We start from the raw sequence: 19,459 nt of genomic DNA, 5'->3' as shown, positions 1-19,459 counted from the left end.
AAAAGGAAGGGCACAACGAAAGCCCGTGGCTCAGCGCCTAATGACAAGTTTATCGTCGCAGGGAGTTATTGCAGTTTTTGGTCTGAATCAAGCTCAAGGTCGAACTCAACATACTTAGTCTCACTGAATTTAGTCACCATGAAAGATGACACTGGCTTTAGCTGTTTGCTAGACTAACACAGCAATTTATTTATGCAATATATATGAATAGTTATTTTTAATGTTTTGCGGAATAGTCATGAAAAAACTGCCGGAACTCACAGAAAGCTTCAGTGCGCTTATCGCCTCGCCCTCCATCAGTGCCTTGGAGCCCGAGCAAGATCAATCCAATGCTGCCGTTATCGACTTGCTGGCCAACTGGTTTGCCGATTTGGGGTTGGAGTGCCGCCGCCAGCCGGTGTCCGGCAGTCGCAACAAACATAACCTGCTGGCCAACCTGGGCACTGGCCAAGGTGGCCTACTGCTGGCCGGGCACACAGACACAGTACCGTTCGATGAAGGCCGTTGGCAGCATGATCCCTTTCGGCTAACCGAAAAAGATAACCTTTGGTATGGCTTGGGAACTTGTGACATGAAGGGTTTCTTTGCCTTGATATTGGAGGCCTTGAAACAACTGCCGCTGACACAAATGAAGCGACCTCTCTATATTCTCGCCAGTGCCGATGAAGAAACCACAATGAATGGGGCCAAGGCCTTTGCCGCCAACGCTGCAATCAAGCCTGAATTTGCCATCATAGGCGAACCCACCAGCCTACGGCCGGTTTATATGCATAAAGGGCACATGGCTCAAGGCATTCGGGTAACGGGCCGCAGCGGCCACTCGTCAGATCCGGCCAAGGGACTCAATGCCATAGAAGTGATGCATCTGATCATAGGCCGACTACTTAAACTCAAGCAGCATTTGAGCGAACACTATCGCGAAGATGCCTTCAGTGTGCCTTACCCAACCATGAACTTTGGCCATGTCCACGGCGGCGATGCAGCCAACCGTATCTGTGGTTGCTGTGATCTGCATCTGGATATTCGCCCGCTTCCCGGTTTGGCTTTGACCGATCTGCAACTCATGCTGCAGCAGTATTTACAGCCGGTCTGCGAACAATTCCCAGGGTCAGTTTCCATCAGCGAACTCTATCCCGGCTCGGAGCCGTTTGCCGATGATAGAGACTCTCCCTGGAGCCAACTGGTCGCCAGCCTGGCGGGACAGGCACCTCAAGTGGTGAACTATGCCACCGAGGCGCCTTATATTCGGCAACTGGGGTGCCACACTCTGGTATTGGGACCCGGCAGCATAGAGCAGGCTCATCAACCGGATGAATATTTGGATACGGCGCAGATCAAACCTACGATAAACTTGCTGAAACAGCTTATTTATCATGCCTGTATAAAATAATGATCCAGCCCACAGCCACTGGAAACAACGTGAGGCAAATACCTCAGCGTATTGACCACAGGGCACAGTGCTGGTTATTGTGCTCTACTCAAGTCCGCCCGAAACGACGACTCTTTCTCACTATTCTTTGGAGCAATCAACACGATGGCAGATATGTATGCATCCTTAAGATCCAACGTCAGTATGCTTGGGCAGATCCTCGGCGACACCATGCGATCCGATCTGGGGGAGCCATTTCTCGATAAGGTGGAGCAGATCCGTCAACTGGCCAAGAGTTCCCGTCAGGGTGATGAAAGCGCCCGTCAGCAGATGTTGGAACTGCTGACGGCCTTGCCCGATGACGAACTGGTGCCGGTCACCAAAGCCTTTAACCAATTTCTCAACCTGGCGAATATCGCCGAGCAGTTTCATACCATCAGCCGCAACTGTGATGAACTGGTGTGTGTACCGGATCCCGTGGAGCAACTGCTCGGACGTATGCTGAACGGCCCGATAGATCAGAAGCAGATGCTGTCCTGTCTGAGGGAGATGAACATAGATCTGGTACTGACGGCACACCCGACCGAGATATCCCGCCGCACCCTGATCCAGAAGTACTCATCTGTGGTCGATTGTCTGACGGCTCTGGAAAACGATCAGCTCAGCGAGCGCGAGTTTAAGCAGATCAATTTGCGACTGCGGCAGCTGATCGCCCAGATTTGGCATACCAATGAGATCCGCCGCGAACGCCCGACGCCGGTAGATGAAGCCCGCTGGGGTTTGGCGACTATCGAAACCTCACTGTGGCAGGCGATTCCCGACTTTTTACGCCAGCTCAACGACCAGGTAGAAGAGCGCACCGGCAGCCAGCTACCGATTGATATCGCTCCGGTGCGATTCTCCAGCTGGATGGGTGGCGACCGTGACGGCAACCCCTTTGTTACCGCCAAGGTCACTCAGGAAGTATTGGATCGTAACCGCCATGCCGCCGCCAGACTCTATCTCAAAGATATCGTCTCTCTGGTTGGCGAATTGTCCATGGAAGAAGCCAACGAGGAGTTGAGCCAGTATACCAACGGCAGCTGTGAACCTTATCGTGACGTGCTCAGAGATCTGCGCCAAAAGCTGCGCAACACCATAGACTATCTCAATGCCCGCCTCGAAGGTCATCAGCCCGAAATCGATAGCCATAGCATCATCTGGCACCAGGACGACCTGAAAAAGCCGCTGCTGATGCTGTATCAAAGCCTGTGCGATTGCGGCATGAGCCTGATAGCCAATGGCTTGCTGCTGGATATGTTGCGTCGCTTGGCTTGCTTCGGCATTCATATGCTGAGGTTGGATATCCGCCAGGATGCAGAGCGCCATGCCAATGCCATTGCCGAGCTTACCCGCTACCTAGGAATGGGTGACTTCAACCATTGGGATGAGACAGAAAAGCAGGCATTCCTGCTCAGGGAACTGGCTAATCGCAGACCATTGATCCCGGTAAACTGGCAGCCATCAGACGAGGTGGCCGAGGTACTGGCAACCTGCCGCTTGATAGCCACTCAGCCTCAACAAGCGCTGGGCTCCTATGTGATATCCATGGCCAGCCAACCATCCGACGTGCTGGCGGTACTCTTGCTGCTCAAGGAAACCGGCTGTCACTATCCCATGCGGGTAGTGCCGCTGTTTGAGACCCTGGATGACCTCAACAATGCCGCCGATTGTATCTCTGCCCTGCTCGATATCGATTGGTATCTGGGTTACACCAAAGGCATGCAGGAAGTGATGATTGGCTATTCGGATTCGGCCAAGGATGCCGGAGTCATGGCCGCAGCCTGGGCACAATACCGGGCTCAGGAGCAACTGGTTGCGGTATGTAAGAAGGCCGGCGTCAAACTGACCCTATTCCACGGCCGTGGCGGTACTATCGGCCGTGGCGGCGGCCCGGCTCACCAGGCGATTCTGTCACAGCCTCCGGGCTCAGTTGACGGACGGATCCGGGTGACAGAGCAGGGAGAGATGATCCGCTTCAAGTTCGGTCTCCCCAAGTTGGCGGTGCAGTCACTGGCGCTTTACACATCGGCGGTGATGGAAGCCACTTTACTTCCACCTCCTGAGCCCAAACAGGAGTGGCGGCAATGCATGCAGCGACTGGCCGATGAGTCTGTACTGGCCTACCGCAGCATAGTCAGGGAAGAAGCTGACTTTGTTGCCTATTTCAGAGCAGCAACGCCTGAAGTAGAGCTGGGTAAACTGCCACTCGGCAGCCGACCGGCCAAACGCCGGGTGGATGGCGGTATCGAAAGCCTGCGCGCCATTCCCTGGATATTCGCCTGGTCACAGAACCGTTTGATGCTGCCGGCCTGGCTCGGTGCCGGTGAGGCTCTTGAAGCCGCGACCAAGCGAGGAGAGCTTTCTCTGCTACAGGAAATGGAACGCCAGTGGCCCTTCTTCAACACCCGTATCTCCATGCTGGAAATGGTGTATGCCAAGGCAGAACCCAACCTCGCCCGCTATTACGACACCTGCCTGGTGCCTGAAGATCTGCGTCATTTGGGCGAGGCCCTCAGGGGGAGGCTGCAACAGGGGATCCAGGCGGTACTCGAACTGACCCGCTCTGACAGCCTGATGTCGCATACTCCCTGGAACCGTGAGTCGGTGCGGCTTCGCAACCCCTATATCGACCCGCTCAACTTCCTGCAGGCCGAGCTGTTGGCCCGAAGTCGCAAGGAACAGGAAACCTCGGAACAATTGCAACTGGCGCTGATGCTGACCATAGCCGGTGTCGCGGCGGGCATGAGGAATACAGGATGAGGCTGCCCCTACTGCTGTCTCTGTGGTTGATGCTGATGTTGGGTGGCTGTGTCAGCCAATACAGCATCAGCGAAGGACAGCTGGAATCCTATCTGAATAAAGAGCTGCAGCTGGATAAGCAAGACACCCAGGGGCCACTGGCAACAGAGATCCAGTTAAATCGGGTAACAGTCAAATTGGGACACAAACCGGATACCATGGCGGTGAAAGCCACCTCTGAGCTGATACTCAGAACGCCGCTGTTTCCCCTGCGTGCCAGCCTGACGACAGAGTTTGAGGCCAAGCCTTGGTATGACAACCAAACCCATGGCGTCTATCTCCGTGGTCTGGAGTTGACCTCTGTCGAGTCCAATCCCAAGGATATTCAGCGGGCTTTACAAGGTATTGCCCCACAGTTGATGGACTTTATCCGCAACTTCCTCGAAAGTCAGCCGGTTTATGTTCTGGACACCCAGGACAGCAACCAAGCGAGACTGGCCGATATGACCAAGAGCCTTCAGGTTAAACCAGGCAAGCTGGTGCTGGAGTTTAAATAAATCAATATTCAGAGCACAAAAAAGACGCGGCCTTGGCTGCGTCTTTTTATTTAACCTATTGCTGCCTTTGACTATTTGGCAAATCGACCAATAGAGGAGTAGTCAACAATAACCGCCTCGCCCAGCAACTCGCGGCGCAGCATGTCATAGGCTACTGCGCTGCTGAGGCTGCGAACCAGCTCTCGAGAACGTCTTGGCAGCTGAATCACCTGGCTGTAACAACCTCCTTTGGTTGCCAAGGCTATGGCGACAGTACCGACAGGCTTCTCCTCTGTGCCACCATCAGGACCGGCAATACCACTGGTGGCCAGAGCATAGTCGCTATCCAGTATCGCCCTGGCCCCCATCGCCATCTCCTCAACGGTGGCAATCGACACAGCGCCATGGTCATCCAGAGTTGAAGGTTGTACCCCAAGAATACGCACCTTGCTCTCATTGCTGTAGGTCACCAACCCCTGATGCAAATAGGAAGAACTGCCAGGGAAAGCCACCAATTGGCTGGTCAACATACCTCCTGTACAGGACTCGGCCAGGCTAAGACTAAGGCCGGAATTCAACAACCTATGATGGATCTCTTCCGCCAGTGTCGCGCGATTTTCAGCAACAACCGCAGTGCCCAAAACCTGTCGCACATGATTGGTTACTCGGGGCAACAGTGCAATGGCCTTATCACCGCGGGCAAACAACTTGATCTCTATATGTGGCATAGAGGAGCGATAACCTACGGTGATCCCTGCTGGCAACTCCAATGCTTCCAGCTTATCGGCCAGCGTCGATTCGCCATGGCCCAGGGTCAACAGCTTATTCAATGCGACTTTTGCATCCAGGCCGAACTCCTGTTTGATAAAGGGCAGAAACTGCTCCTGAACCATATGTTTCAGCTCAAATGGCACCCCTGGAGTGAAATAGAGCCAGGCACGATTGAGTTTGACTCTAAAGCCACAGGCCGTGCCAACCGGATTATCCACCATGACGGCAGACTCAGGCAGTAAAGCCTGTTTCAGATTACTGGCCGGCATCTCTCTGTTGTTACGGCTGAACCAGGCCTCCATCTTGGCACGCCATTCGGCGTTCTCAACCAGAGGCTCACCCTTAGCCTTGGCCATAGCTTCGGCCGAGAGATCGTCGCTGGTTGGCCCCAAACCACCATTAACCAGAATGATATCGGCATGGAGACTACGCTCCTGAAATACGGCTATCAGATCTTCGAGTCTATCCCCCACTGTGACCCTGCGCTGCACCTCAATCCCATGCTCCATCATCACATTGGCAAACCAGGCGGCATTGGTATCTACTATCTGACCGGACAACACTTCCTCTCCGGTACAAATCATCTCTAACTTCATTCAAAGATCCCTTTGGCAAAAACTGCATATACGTTAAGTAACAGCTGGATGAATAGCAAGCACGGCTTGGAAGACACAAGAAAGGGAGAAACAGGGAGAGTGGAAAACCAGCATGACACGCAGTTTAGAGAGTTGTACGCACGTTAGTTTGCAGGGGCAGAAGTCGATTTGTCGCGGGGTAAAGTTCAACGCAGTTCTGGATAAAAACGAAAAAAGCCTCATCTTTCGATGAGGCTTTCTCTTTAAGTTGGCGGAGCGGACGGGACTCGAACCCGCGACCCCCGGCGTGACAGGCCGGTATTCTAACCAACTGAACTACCGCTCCTTTAGTATCACGCCTTGGCGCACTACTAAAATTAGGCGTCTGGCGATGACCTACTCTCACATGGGGAGACCCCACACTACCATCGGCGCGATTGCGTTTCACTTCTGAGTTCGGGATGGGATCAGGTGGGACCACAATGCTATTGTCACCAGACATAAAATTGTATGGAACAAATTTTAAACGCGCTTCAGCGCGGCCCGCTAGGGTCAAATACAAGGATGTATTTGATAAATTCATTCCTAAATTCAGAAAGCTGTTGCTTTGAAATATGGTGGTCGCTACTGGGATCGAACCAGTGACCCCCTCCTTGTAAGGGAGGTGCTCTCCCGGCTGAGCTAAGCGACCGGTATTCTTGGCTGTGCTCTTTTCAGAGCCTGAGTTCAAACTTCAATCAAGTATCGACTTCTTCAAGTCCGTAAAACCCATCTGGGTTGTATGGTTAAGCCTCTCGAGTCATTAGTACAGGTTAGCTCAACGCCTCGCAACGCTTACACACCCTGCCTATCAACGTCCTGGTCTCGAACGGCTCTTCAGAGGGCTCCAGGCCCTAGGGATGACTCATCTTGGGGCTCGCTTCCCGCTTAGATGCTTTCAGCGGTTATCGATTCCGAACGTAGCTACCGGGCAATGCCATTGGCATGACAACCCGAACACCAGCGGTTCGTCCACTCCGGTCCTCTCGTACTAGGAGCAGCTCCCCTCAATCATCCAACGCCCACGGCAGATAGGGACCGAACTGTCTCACGACGTTCTGAACCCAGCTCGCGTACCACTTTAAATGGCGAACAGCCATACCCTTGGGACCGACTTCAGCCCCAGGATGTGATGAGCCGACATCGAGGTGCCAAACACCGCCGTCGATATGAACTCTTGGGCGGTATCAGCCTGTTATCCCCGGAGTACCTTTTATCCGTTGAGCGATGGCCCTTCCATTCAGAACCACCGGATCACTATGACCTGCTTTCGCACCTGCTCGACGTGTCTGTCTCGCAGTTAAGCTGGCTTATGCCATTACACTAACCGTACGATGTCCGACCGTACTTAGCCAACCTTCGTGCTCCTCCGTTACTCTTTGGGAGGAGACCGCCCCAGTCAAACTACCCACCAGGCACTGTCCCTAACCCCGATTAGGGGCCCAGGTTAGAACATCAACACTACAAGGGTGGTATTTCAAGGTTGACTCCAACAAGACTGGCGTCTCATCTTCATAGTCTCCCACCTATCCTACACATGTAGGGTCAATGTTCAGTGCCAAGCTATAGTAAAGGTTCACGGGGTCTTTCCGTCTAGCCGCGGGTATACGGCATCTTCACCGCAATTTCAACTTCACTGAGTCTCGGCTGGAGACAGCGTGGCCATCATTACGCCATTCGTGCAGGTCGGAACTTACCCGACAAGGAATTTCGCTACCTTAGGACCGTTATAGTTACGGCCGCCGTTTACCGGGGCTTCGATCATGAGCTTCTCCGAAGATAACCCAATCAATTAACCTTCCGGCACCGGGCAGGCGTCACACCGTATACGTCATCTTGCGATTTTGCACAGTGCTGTGTTTTTGATAAACAGTTGCAGCCACCTGGTATCTGCGACTCCCGTCAGCTCAGAGAGCAAGTCTCATCACCAACAGGAGCGTACCTTCTCCCGAAGTTACGGTACCATTTTGCCTAGTTCCTTCAGCCGAGTTCTCTCAAGCGCCTTGGTATTCTCTACCCGACCACCTGTGTCGGTTTGGGGTACGATTCCTGCTAACCTGAAGCTTAGAAGATTTTCCTGGAAGCATGGCATCAACCACTTCATCCCCTTAGGGACTCGTCGTCAGCTCTCAGTGTATGTGTGCCCGGATTTGCCTAAGCACACCACCTACTACCTTAAACGCGGACTACCAACGCCGCGCCGGCCTAGCCTTCTCCGTCTCTCCATCGCAGTTAGCAGAAGTACGGGAATATTAACCCGTTTCCCATCGACTACGCCTTTCAGCCTCGCCTTAGGGGTCGACTCACCCTGCCCCGATTAACGTTGGACAGGAACCCTTGGTCTTTCGGCGAGGGGGTTTTTCACCCCCTTTATCGTTACTCATGTCAGCATTCGCACTTCTGATACCTCCAGCGTGGGTTACCCCTTCGCCTTCAACGGCTTACAGAACGCTCCTCTACCGCACTGATGCAAGCATCAGTACCCGTAGCTTCGGTGAATTGCTTAGCCCCGTTACATCTTCCGCGCAGGCCGACTCGACTAGTGAGCTATTACGCTTTCTTTAAATGATGGCTGCTTCTAAGCCAACATCCTAGCTGTCTAAGCCTTCCCACATCGTTTCCCACTTAGCAATTACTTTGGGACCTTAGCTGACGGTCTGGGTTGTTTCCCTTTTGACGACGGACGTTAGCACCCGCCGTCTGTCTCCCGGATAGCACTCTTTGGTATTCGGAGTTTGCAAAGGGTTGGTAAGTCGGGATGACCCCCTAGCCTTAACAGTGCTCTACCCCCAAAGGTGTTCGTCCGAGGCGCTACCTAAATAGCTTTCGAGGAGAACCAGATATCTCCCGGTTTGATTGGCCTTTCACCCCCAGCCACAAGTCATCCGCTAATTTTTCAACATTAGTCGGTTCGGTCCTCCAGTTGATGTTACTCAACCTTCAACCTGCCCATGGCTAGATCACCGGGTTTCGGGTCTACACCTAGCAACTCAACGCGCAGTTAACACTCGGTTTCCCTACGGCTCCGCTATTCGCTTAACCTCGCTACTAAATGTAAGTCGCTGACCCATTATACAAAAGGTACGCAGTCACGGTCTCAAGAACCGCTTCCACTGCTTGTACGTATACGGTTTCAGGTTCTATTTCACTCCCCTCACAGGGGTTCTTTTCGCCTTTCCCTCACGGTACTGGTTCACTATCGGTCAGTCAGGAGTATTTAGCCTTGGAGGATGGTCCCCCCATATTCAGACAACATATCACGTGTGCCGCCTTACTCGATTTCATCTCTGGTTAGTTTACGTGTACGGGGCTATCACCCTGTGCCGCTGTGCTTTCCAACACATTCCACTAACACCCCAAAGACTTAAGGGCTAATCCCCGTTCGCTCGCCGCTACTTGGGGAATCTCGGTTGATTTCTTTTCCTAAGGGTACTTAGATGTTTCAGTTCCCCTCGTTCGCCTCACTAAGCTATGTATTCACTTAGTGATGACAGCTTATGCTGCCGGGTTTCCCCATTCGGACATCGCTGGCTCAAATGCTTGTTACTAGCTCACCAACGCTTTTCGCAAGTTACTACGTCCTTCATCGCCTCTGACTGCCAAGGCATCCACCGTATACGCTTGGTCGCTTAACCATACAACCCGGATGAGTTTTCATCTCGCTTGTCAGTACTCATGTTGTCGTTATTGTGCTTTTCATTCGTCAGTCATGTAGCGCTGCTACACTCCATCCTCACTCAAATCACCGCTTAGACACCATGTCGCCTGACTGCGCTACCTTATCGGTAACATAGCGGAAAACACGGGTTGTATTGCAACCAGCTTAGGTTTACTTGTCTCACTTCCGGGTTAAGGAAGTGGACTCGCCTTGAAGAATTTCCAAAACACTTGATTGAAGTGTTTGAGAACTCAATTTGTATGCATCAATTCCAACTCCTAAGAGTGGTCTTGATGTCTACTATCAGCTTTCCAAATTGTTAAAGAACTCATTGACCTACCAGGGTCAACGGCCTGCTCTATGAACAAGCAATCTGTGTGAACACTCAAAAGCACCAATTATCGCTTAGGTAAGGAGGTGATCCAGCCCCAGGTTCCCCTAGGGCTACCTTGTTACGACTTCACCCCAGTCATGAACCACACCGTGGTAAACGCCCTCCCGAAGGTTAAGCTATCTACTTCTGGTGCAGCCCACTCCCATGGTGTGACGGGCGGTGTGTACAAGGCCCGGGAACGTATTCACCGTGGCATTCTGATCCACGATTACTAGCGATTCCGACTTCATGGAGTCGAGTTGCAGACTCCAATCCGGACTACGACCAGCTTTATGGGATTAGCTCCACCTCGCGGCTTCGCAACCCTCTGTACTGACCATTGTAGCACGTGTGTAGCCCTACTCGTAAGGGCCATGATGACTTGACGTCGTCCCCACCTTCCTCCGGTTTATCACCGGCAGTCTCCCTAAAGTTCCCGGCATTACCCGCTGGCAAGTAAGGATAGGGGTTGCGCTCGTTGCGGGACTTAACCCAACATTTCACAACACGAGCTGACGACAGCCATGCAGCACCTGTCTCACAGTTCCCGAAGGCACTGAGGTATCTCTACCAGATTCTGTGGATGTCAAGAGTAGGTAAGGTTCTTCGCGTTGCATCGAATTAAACCACATGCTCCACCGCTTGTGCGGGCCCCCGTCAATTCATTTGAGTTTTAACCTTGCGGCCGTACTCCCCAGGCGGTCTACTTAATGCGTTAGCTTGAGAGCCCAGTGTTCAAGACACCAAACTCCGAGTAGACATCGTTTACGGCGTGGACTACCAGGGTATCTAATCCTGTTTGCTCCCCACGCTTTCGTGCCTGAGCGTCAGTCTTTGTCCAGGGGGCCGCCTTCGCCACCGGTATTCCTCCAGATCTCTACGCATTTCACCGCTACACCTGGAATTCTACCCCCCTCTACAAGACTCTAGTTTGCCAGTTCGAAATGCGGTTCCCAGGTTGAGCCCGGGGCTTTCACATCTCGCTTAACAAACCGCCTGCGCACGCTTTACGCCCAGTAATTCCGATTAACGCTCGCACCCTCCGTATTACCGCGGCTGCTGGCACGGAGTTAGCCGGTGCTTCTTCTGCGAGTAACGTCACAGATGTAAGGTATTAACTTACACCCTTTCCTCCTCGCTGAAAGTGCTTTACAACCCGAAGGCCTTCTTCACACACGCGGCATGGCTGCATCAGGGTTTCCCCCATTGTGCAATATTCCCCACTGCTGCCTCCCGTAGGAGTCTGGGCCGTGTCTCAGTCCCAGTGTGGCTGATCATCCTCTCAGACCAGCTAGGGATCGTCGCCTAGGTGAGCCTTTACCTCACCTACTAGCTAATCCCACCTGGGCTTATCCATCAGCGCAAGGCCCGAAGGTCCCCTGCTTTCCCCCGTAGGGCGTATGCGGTATTAGCAGTCGTTTCCAACTGTTATCCCCCACAAATGGGCAAATTCCCAGGCATTACTCACCCGTCCGCCGCTCGTCATCTTCAAAAGCAAGCTTTTGAAATGTTACCGCTCGACTTGCATGTGTTAGGCCTGCCGCCAGCGTTCAATCTGAGCCATGATCAAACTCTTCAATTAAAGTTTTGGTTGAACCCGAAGGTTCTGCTCAATGAATTCTGTTCGTATGAACACTCTTCATCGAGTTAAATCGTTTTGTCGATTTCTCAATGCCTGTGAGTGTCCACACAGATTTGCTTGTTTATCTTGTTAAAGAGCAATCCCTTAGGCGCTGTGGCCATCGGGTCAGGGCTGCGTATTCTACGCTTTCCTGCTGCGGCGTCAAGAGGTAATTACCATCTTTTTTCGCCTGTCGTTGAAAGGACTCGAGAGCCGTTTTTCTTCGACCCTGTCACGTCTTTCGCGTTGCCGCTGTGCCGTGTCAGTGGGAGCGCATTATAGGGAGCCTGAACTTTTGTGCAAGGGCTTTTTATAAGAAAAAAGATCGCTTGCCGATCTTTTAGGCAAAAACGATCTTTTTCTGCAATTATTATGGCTATTTTACGCCCTAATTTACTCAGTTTGCGGCCGACTTGGGTGCATTTTCCTGTTCAATAAAGCCTTTGAGTAAGGCTATCGCCTTTGGGTCACCCCAGTCGACGAAACTACGGACAAAGGCAATCAGCTCCCCTTTACCATTAAGAATAAAGGTCGCCGGGATAGTATCGAGTGGGAATATCTGCCCCAACTGCATTTGTGGGTCGTAGTAACTGCGGAAATTTGCCATCCCCAGGGATTGCAGAAAACTGGCAACTTGCTCCTGGCCACCCTGATCGATGGAAATCGGCAGCAGGGCAAACTCTTTATCACTGAACTGCCCTTCAAGCCGTTCCAGAGCAGGCAACTCTCTGACACAAGGAGGACACCAAGTAGCCCAGATGTTGACCAACACCACTTTTCCCTTGTGTTGACTGAAATCCAATTGGCTACCGGTCTTATCCTGGAAGGGAACCACTTCCAGAGGGAAGCTGTGAGGGAGTACATTGATCTTGTCGACACTGGATTGGATCTGATTGTGATCCTTCGGCTGCATACCGGGATAAGCCTGCGCCCCCAGAGACAGGGACGCCAGCAAGAGTAATGAGTATCTGAGTTTGCTCATTACTTGTCTCGCTTCAATAGCTCATCCAACTGGCGTTGTTCTTCGGCAGACAGTTCGAGCGCTTTACCACCGGTAGTACGCTGTTTGCGGATGAAAATAAAGCCAATCAAACCACCGAACAACAGTAACGCCACAGGGCCCAGCCAAAGGACGTAGGTCTTGGTCTCAAGCCTTGGCTTATAGAGAACGAATTCGCCGTAGCGACTGGTCATGAACTGGACGATTTCATCATCAGCCTTGCCCTCTTCCACCATCTTGTACACTTCAAGACGCAGATCGCGGGCAACCGGTGAGTTGGAATCGATCAGGTTTTGATTCTGACACTGGGGGCAACGCAGCTCATGAGCCAGCGACAATGCCCGCTTCTGCTTATCAGGAGAACTGAACTCGAAGGTATCCACCGGCGTTGCCGCCACCTGAGCGGCATAACCGAGCAGGAGCGCCGCAACAGCAAAGGTTTTCAGCAACAACTTTCTCATGACGCTTTATCCTTAGCGGCCTCGGCCTGCAACTGTTGGATCATGGGATACAAGGTTTCTTTCCAAACCCGCATATCTACCGGCCCGGCATAGCGATAACGAATGACACCGTTGTGATCCACGATGAAACTCTCCGGCGCACCATATACCCCGAGATCCAGACCGAGACGACCGTCCTTGTCATAGATATTCAACGTGTAGGGGTCGCCTTGGCGAGAGAGTTCCCTTACCGCCAGCGCCCGCTCGTCACGGTAGTTGATGCCATAGATGGGCACCAAGTTTTGTCGAGCCAACTGCATCAGGTAGGGATGTTCATACTTACAGGATGGGCACCAAGTCGCCCATACGTTCAGCATAGATACCTTACCTTTAAGATCTTCGTTGGTGATCATCTCTCCCGGCGTTTCCAGTTTCTCCAGCTGGAAGGCAGGCACAGGCTTACCTTCCAACGCAGAATCCAACTGCTGCGGATTCAAGAACAGTCCCTTGTAAAGGAAGAGCCCCATCAAAAGAAACAATATCAGTGGAATAAAAAGTATTAGCTTCTTCATCTTCTTCTTACCTGTTTCAGGCTGTTGCCAGTTTGGCTTTCTTGGCTGCAGCCGCTTCTTCAGCGCGGGCCTTGGCACGATAGCGCTTATCTGAAGCCGCAAAGAAACCACCAACCATCATAAAGATACCGCCAAACCACAACCAACGAACAAAAGGTTTGTAGTTCAGTCGCACTGCAAACTCAGTACGGCTTACAGGGTCGCCCATAGTGACATAGAGATCCCGGAACAGCCCCCAGTCGATACCGGCCTCTGTCATATCCATGGTGCGAACATTGTATTGACGACGATCCGGCTGCAACAGAGCAATCTTTTCGCCATCTTTCAGTATTTCAACCTGCCCTTGCTGTGCCGTGTAGTTAGGGCCAACAACGTTACGGGTTTCCAGATACTTAAAGGTGTAACCGGCCAACTCATGGCTGACGCCTGGGCCCATGCGCACACTCTTCTCAATAGAGTAGTTGGACACCATGGTGGCCCCCACTACAGAGACAGCAATACCCAGGTGGGCGATGATCATCCCCAGTTCACTGCGGCCCATACGCGCCAAACTGACACTGCCGTCTTTCGCTTTAATCACGTTGTAACCGGCACGCAGAGTCGCCAGCACAATCCAGACAGCCGCACCTATACCCAGTGCAACCCAGATGTTGAACTCACCACCGGCAATAAATGGCGCTATCACGCCCAGTACAGCTGAAATGATCGCAGGCACTAACAATTGACGTTTGAGCTCACCCTGCTTGGATTTTTTCCAGCGAATGATGGGGCCAATACCCATAAAGGCGAACAGTACCAGCACGATGGGAACAAATACTGCATTGAAGTATGGTGGGCCAACGGAAATCTTACCCATGCCCAAAGCATCGATCAGCAGCGGGTAAAGGGTACCAAGCAATACGGTACCAGCCGCTACGGTCAGCAATACGTTACAAACCAGCAGCATGGTTTCTTTGGATTTCAGCTCAAAACGGGCAGGGCTGCTCATTTCACTGGCACGGAAAGCAAACAGTGTCAGCGAACCGCCTATGGCCAAGCCAAGCAGCAGTAGAATGAACATACCCCGGCTTGGGTCTGCCGCAAAGGAGTGCACTGAGGTCAGCACACCAGAACGAACGATAAAGGTACCCAATAAGCTCAGGGAGAAGGCAAAGATAGACAGGAGTACTGTCCAGTTACGGAAGGCACCGCGTTTCTCTGTCACTATCAAGGAGTGAACCAGCGCTGTACCGACCAGCCATGGCATAAAGGATGCGTTTTCAACCGGATCCCAGAACCACCAACCGCCCCAGCCGAGCTCGTAATATGCCCACCAGGAGCCCAGTGCGATACCACCAGTGAGGAAAATCCAGGCGGCCAGAGTCCAAGGGCGGCTCCAACGAGCCCAGGCAGAATCGAGTCGACCGCTCATCAGTGCGGCGATGGCGAAAGCAAAGCTGACAGAGAAACCCACATAACCCAGATACAGCATAGGCGGGTGGAAGATCAGACCCACATCCTGCAGCATGGGGTTAAGGTCACGTCCTTCCGCCGGGATCGGGAATAAACGTTCGAATGGACTGGAAGTGAGTAGCATGAACAGGGTAAAGCCTATGGTGATCATCGCCAACACGGCCAATACCCGAGCGGTGAACACCTCTTCCAACCCCTTACTGAAGAAGGCTACAGCTGCGGCCCATACAGAAAGTGAGAAGACCCAGAACAACAGCGAACCTTCATGCCCACCCCAGACTGCTGCAATCTTAAAGAAGATAGGCAATTGAGAATTGGAATGATGGGCCACATAGGCGACTGAGAAGTCATCGGTTGCGAAGCTGTAGCCCAGCGCGATTACCGATAAAAAGATGAATAAAAACATACCGTAACTCAGAGGCCAGGCATAGCGCACTAAGTATTGGTCTTTGCGGGCAACACCGATCAGGGGGACGGTCATCAGCAGTACAGCGAACGCCATCCCTATGATCAATGAGAAATGTCCAAGTTCTGGGATCATGGGTTTTCCTCAGTTTCCAGGTCAATGTCTGCCAAGCTTCTATTCTGGGCAGACGCACAACTACGGGGCACACACCATTACCTTATTAACTTAATCACGGCTTAAAAGCCGTAACGGTCAACAGGTATATATTACGAATTTTTGCTCATTTTAGTATTTGCTTTTGTTCCTGTCTGCCACTTTCCACCAATTATGGGTTGCGGCTCTCATTCTCCGAGAGGCCAATATCAGTAGGGAAAAGGCGGCAAGACTCAAGGCTGTGACAGGCGTTAACTAGAGAAGTTTCATTGAATTTTTTGCTGAAATTTGGAACTGTGAACCAGTGCCCAACTATGACCATTAACCCAGATGGGGGGCTTATATTACTGTTCAATGAATCATCTTTCCGTATAATCTTGCAGTCAGGCCGTGCGGTAACCCCGCTTTGTCACAAACCAACGTGAAATAAACATAATGACCACTTTTTGGATTTTTATTGCGATTGTTGTGTTAGTCAGCCTGGGGCTGATCTGGCTTCCTCACTTCCGGCAACAGAAGCTGCTCAAGGCTGAAGAGTCCGGTGTCCGCAAACAGACCAACCTGGAACTGTTTAATGAACGTCTAGCCATTCTGGAGAAGGAACGCCAGGAAGAACTGCTGGATCAAGACGAATTTGAATCCCTGAAAAAAGAACTGGAAGTCAGCTTACTGCAGGACATCAAACAAGGAGCCGACGAATCACTCGACTCTCAGGCCAAGCCTAAAGGGCTACTCTGGCCAAGTTTGATGTCGGTTGTATTACTGGTTGTTGCCGGCTACTCCTATCAGCAGTTGGGTGCCTATCAAAATATCGATTCGCCTCAACCAGAGAATCCCCATGCAGGTATGAGCACTGAGCAGATCATGATGCAGCGAGTACAGATGATGGAATCAGCTGTGCAACAGGAGCCTGAAAACAGCCAGGCTTGGTTCAGCCTGGGTCACGCCTATATCTCTGCCGGGCAATATGATCAGGCAGTCGCGGCCTTCGATAAAGTGATCGAACTTGTGGGTGTACATGCCGAGCTGCTGGGTCCTAAAGCCACCGCCCTCTACTATAAGGCTGGCCAGCAGATGATCCCTGTGGTTCAGTCGCTGATCGATCAGGCTCTGAAGCTGGATCCACAAGACCCTTCCACTTTACTGCTGGTTGGTATGGATGCTTTCTTTACCGCAGACTACAACAAGGCCATCGGCGCTTGGCAGACTATTCTCGACAGCGATAGAGCCGACGTGGATCGTGCCGCACTGATCAATGCCATTGACAGCGCCAAGATGCGTATGCAGGCAGAAGGTGGTGCCACCATGCCGAATGATGAAGCCCATAAAGGCCTGAAGGCAGCCACAGCCAAGACAGTAACACTGAATGTTTCTATCGCTCCTGAACTGGCAGCCAAGGTCAGTAATACCGATATGCTGTTCATCTTTGCCAGAGCGACGGAAGGCCCCAAAGTTCCACTGGCGGCCACCAAGGTGAGTGCCAAGTCATTACCTGTGACTGTGACTCTGGATGACTCCACCAACATGGGCGGTAACGTCAAACTCAGTGATGCAACCGACGTTGAAGTGATTGCGGTATTATCCAAGCATGGCAGCGTTAAGCCTCAGCCTGGCGATCTGCAAGGTAAGCTGGCCAGCATTAAAGTTGGTGCCAGCGGCGAACTGGTGCTGGATACCGAAATCCAGTAATCCTTGATTAACAGACATAAAAAAACCGGCTGATGCCGGTTTTTTTATGATGATACCTGATTACTTGGACATGAACTCGATAGCGTTCTTGTAATCTTCATCAGTACAATCTGTGCACATGCCACCAGGAGGCATAGCGTTCAAACCAGACTTAACGCTGTTAAGCAGGGTGTCGATACCTTTGGCCAGGCGAGGCTCCCAAGCAGCAGCATCGTGTGCTTTAGGTGCACCGGCAACACCCATGCTATGGCAGACTTGGCAGGCTTTATTGAAAACGGCCTCACCTTCTTGGGCTGACACGTTCGCAGACATAGTCAATGCAGCTACTGCGGTCATTGCTAACAGTTTTTTCATGTTCAATGTTCCTAATGCAAATACTTACAAAGCTCAACGCTGCCCTTGGTTAAAGTAGGCAGACTCATTTTAGCTCGCTAAGAGTACAACAAACTTCAACAAATCTCATCTTTTTGTGATTAAAATCGCAGCTTGTCCTGTAAATAAGGACAAAGGTCGCGAATTCATTAATATATTAGTAACAGATTAAAAAGTTCCCAAAAATTCACTTTTATTGGAAGCATATCAAATTGCTGAAACTTAGTGCGATGCAGTGGTAAACCCCAGCCAGAGCATGTGTTAGTATCTCTTGTGTTTCCTTACCGCTTGTTATAGAGGGCTCAGTGGCAGAACCAAAACCTACATCACTGCTGTCGGCAAGCAGCCTCACTTGTATTCGTGAAGAGCGGATACTGTTCGATGAACTCAGCTTCGATATCAACCCTGGCGATATAGTCCAAATTGAAGGTCCCAACGGCGCAGGTAAAACCAGCCTGCTGCGGATCCTCGCCGGTCTGTCGCGCCCATACGGGGGGGAAGTCCTGTTTCAGGGAGAAGCTATCACTCGTTGCCGCGATGAGTTCAATGAAAACCTGCTTTATCTGGGCCATCTCGCCGGCGTGAAAAGCGAACTCACCGCCGAGGAAAACCTTAACTTCAATTTAAGAATCAGTGGGTATGATGACTTTGATGCACGGGAAATCCTTGCCAAAGTCAACCTGACCGGGTTTGAAGAAGCGCTTGCAGGCCACCTTTCTGCTGGCCAACACAGACGAACCGCACTCGCCAGGCTCTGGCATACCGCCTGTAAAATCTGGATTCTGGATGAACCCTTTACCGCGATCGACAAGAAAGGGGTCGCTGAATTGGAGCAACTCTATATTCGCCATGCCGATGCCGGTGGTTGCGTCATTCTGACGACCCACCAGGATATGGGCATCATTACAGATGAAAGGTTGCGGAAAATCCGCTTGGATTATCGCTTCGTATAAGGCTTAGCAGAGATGAACAGAGGCATTAGTTTTACCAAGGCATTTTTCACCCTGCTGAAACGGGATCTACAGATTGCCGTGCGTCATCGTGGTGATATTTTTAACCCACTGCTGTTTTTTATCATAGTGGTTACCCTGTTTCCGCTGGGTATAGGTCCTGAGCCACAGGTGTTGACCCGGATTGCTCCCGGGATTATCTGGGTTGCGGCCTTGCTGGCAGCCATGTTGTCACTGGAGCGGCTGTTCAAGGCAGACTTCAGTGACGGAAGTCTGGAGCAGATGTTGCTTAGCCCGCAGCCACTGGCGCTGTTGGTACTGGCCAAAGTGTTTGCTCACTGGTTACTGACTGGCGTACCTTTAATTATAATTGCACCGCTGTTGGCTGTGCTGCTGCATCTGGACGACAACAGTTACGGCGCCCTGATAGCCACCTTGATGCTGGGGACACCTGTATTGAGTCTGCTTGGCGCCATAGGTGTTGCTCTTACAGTGGGCTTACGCAAAGGCGGCGTGCTGCTGAGCTTGCTGATTTTGCCACTGTATATACCAGTGTTGATCTTTGCGACCGGCGCGATCGACTTTGCAGCATCCAAACAACCCTATGATGGTCAGCTGGCGATTCTAGGCGCCATGCTGGTCGGTTCTTTAGTCTTGGCACCTTTTGCTATTGGTGCCTCATTGCGAGTGAGTACTAACTGA

The 19,459-nt window shown here is 51.8% G+C and carries 12 protein-coding genes, 2 tRNA genes and 3 rRNA genes; 6 read left to right on the top strand and 11 right to left on the bottom strand.

The window, feature by feature from the left end; all coding sequences use genetic code 11:
- Window positions 1–238: 238 nt before the first annotated feature.
- The 3 genes from argE to ACSHSR_RS01435 all read left to right on the top strand — a co-directional run bounded on the left by argE (window position 239) and on the right by ACSHSR_RS01435 (window position 4,707).
- Window positions 239–1,390, top strand: coding sequence for an acetylornithine deacetylase (gene argE / locus ACSHSR_RS01445; RefSeq protein WP_101058334.1), 1,152 nt, complete (start codon window positions 239–241; stop codon window positions 1,388–1,390).
- 144 nt (window positions 1,391–1,534) lie between these two features.
- Window positions 1,535–4,171: a phosphoenolpyruvate carboxylase gene (gene ppc / locus ACSHSR_RS01440; protein WP_221052523.1), complete on the top strand. Its 2,637-nt coding sequence runs from the start codon at window positions 1,535–1,537 to the stop codon at window positions 4,169–4,171.
- Window positions 4,168–4,707 carry a YceB family lipoprotein gene (locus ACSHSR_RS01435; protein ID WP_208136421.1) on the top strand — a complete coding sequence of 180 codons (540 nt, stop codon included), beginning with the start codon at window positions 4,168–4,170 and terminating at the stop codon, window positions 4,705–4,707. The genes ppc and ACSHSR_RS01435 overlap by 4 nt, the downstream gene beginning before the upstream one ends.
- A 71-nt stretch (window positions 4,708–4,778) precedes the next feature.
- Here the strand turns inward: ACSHSR_RS01435 and ACSHSR_RS01430 are convergent, their stop codons facing one another.
- The 10 genes from ACSHSR_RS01430 to ACSHSR_RS01385 all read right to left on the bottom strand — a co-directional run bounded on the left by ACSHSR_RS01430 (window position 4,779) and on the right by ACSHSR_RS01385 (window position 15,728).
- Window positions 4,779–6,053: a CinA family nicotinamide mononucleotide deamidase-related protein gene (locus ACSHSR_RS01430; RefSeq protein ID WP_221052522.1), complete on the bottom strand. Its 1,275-nt coding sequence runs from the start codon at window positions 6,051–6,053 to the stop codon at window positions 4,779–4,781.
- A gap of 248 nt (window positions 6,054–6,301) precedes the next feature.
- Window positions 6,302–6,378 (bottom strand) — tRNA-Asp (locus ACSHSR_RS01425).
- 37 nt (window positions 6,379–6,415) lie between these two features.
- A 5S ribosomal RNA gene (gene rrf, locus ACSHSR_RS01420) occupies window positions 6,416–6,531 on the bottom strand.
- Window positions 6,532–6,647: 116 nt separating this feature from the next.
- Window positions 6,648–6,723 (bottom strand) — tRNA-Val (locus ACSHSR_RS01415).
- Between the two features lie 90 nt (window positions 6,724–6,813).
- A 23S ribosomal RNA gene (locus ACSHSR_RS01410) occupies window positions 6,814–9,706 on the bottom strand.
- 433 nt (window positions 9,707–10,139) lie between these two features.
- A 16S ribosomal RNA gene (locus ACSHSR_RS01405) occupies window positions 10,140–11,684 on the bottom strand.
- Together the 16S, 23S and 5S rRNA genes with 2 tRNA genes alongside form the textbook arrangement of a ribosomal RNA operon.
- A 436-nt stretch (window positions 11,685–12,120) precedes the next feature.
- Window positions 12,121–12,705 carry a TlpA disulfide reductase family protein gene (locus ACSHSR_RS01400; protein ID WP_025889964.1) on the bottom strand — a complete coding sequence of 195 codons (585 nt, stop codon included), beginning with the start codon at window positions 12,703–12,705 and terminating at the stop codon, window positions 12,121–12,123.
- Window positions 12,705–13,184: a heme lyase NrfEFG subunit NrfF gene (nrfF, locus tag ACSHSR_RS01395; protein WP_025889965.1), complete on the bottom strand. Its 480-nt coding sequence runs from the start codon at window positions 13,182–13,184 to the stop codon at window positions 12,705–12,707. Before nrfF ends, ACSHSR_RS01400 begins: the two co-directional genes overlap by 1 nt.
- A complete protein-coding gene (locus tag ACSHSR_RS01390; protein ID WP_208184359.1) occupies window positions 13,181–13,735 on the bottom strand; it encodes a DsbE family thiol:disulfide interchange protein in 555 nt (184 codons plus the stop codon). Before ACSHSR_RS01390 ends, nrfF begins: the two co-directional genes overlap by 4 nt.
- Before the next feature lie 16 nt (window positions 13,736–13,751).
- Window positions 13,752–15,728 (bottom strand): heme lyase CcmF/NrfE family subunit, encoded by a 1,977-nt coding sequence (locus ACSHSR_RS01385; RefSeq protein ID WP_208184358.1) that lies wholly within the window; start codon window positions 15,726–15,728, stop codon window positions 13,752–13,754.
- A gap of 453 nt (window positions 15,729–16,181) precedes the next feature.
- On the opposite strand from ACSHSR_RS01385, the gene ccmI reads away from it, so the two are divergent.
- Entirely contained in the window at window positions 16,182–17,435 is a 1,254-nt protein-coding gene (ccmI, locus tag ACSHSR_RS01380) for a c-type cytochrome biogenesis protein CcmI (protein ID WP_096142833.1), read from the top strand.
- A gap of 60 nt (window positions 17,436–17,495) precedes the next feature.
- Here the strand turns inward: ccmI and ACSHSR_RS01375 are convergent, their stop codons facing one another.
- On the bottom strand, window positions 17,496–17,789 hold the full coding sequence (locus ACSHSR_RS01375) for a c-type cytochrome (protein WP_025011985.1): 294 nt from the start codon (window positions 17,787–17,789) through the stop codon (window positions 17,496–17,498).
- Between the two features lie 323 nt (window positions 17,790–18,112).
- Here ACSHSR_RS01375 and ccmA point away from each other — a divergent pair, with 323 nt between their 5' ends.
- A complete protein-coding gene (gene ccmA / locus ACSHSR_RS01370) occupies window positions 18,113–18,760 on the top strand; it encodes a cytochrome c biogenesis heme-transporting ATPase CcmA (RefSeq protein WP_028781247.1) in 648 nt (215 codons plus the stop codon).
- 12 nt (window positions 18,761–18,772) lie between these two features.
- Window positions 18,773–19,459 (top strand): heme exporter protein CcmB, encoded by a 687-nt coding sequence (gene ccmB / locus ACSHSR_RS01365; protein ID WP_025011984.1) that lies wholly within the window; start codon window positions 18,773–18,775, stop codon window positions 19,457–19,459.

It is taken from the genome of Shewanella sp. VK101 (assembly GCF_056497865.1).
The sequence above is the reverse complement of the archived record's forward strand: the minus strand, read 5'-3'. Positions and strand labels throughout refer to the sequence as shown.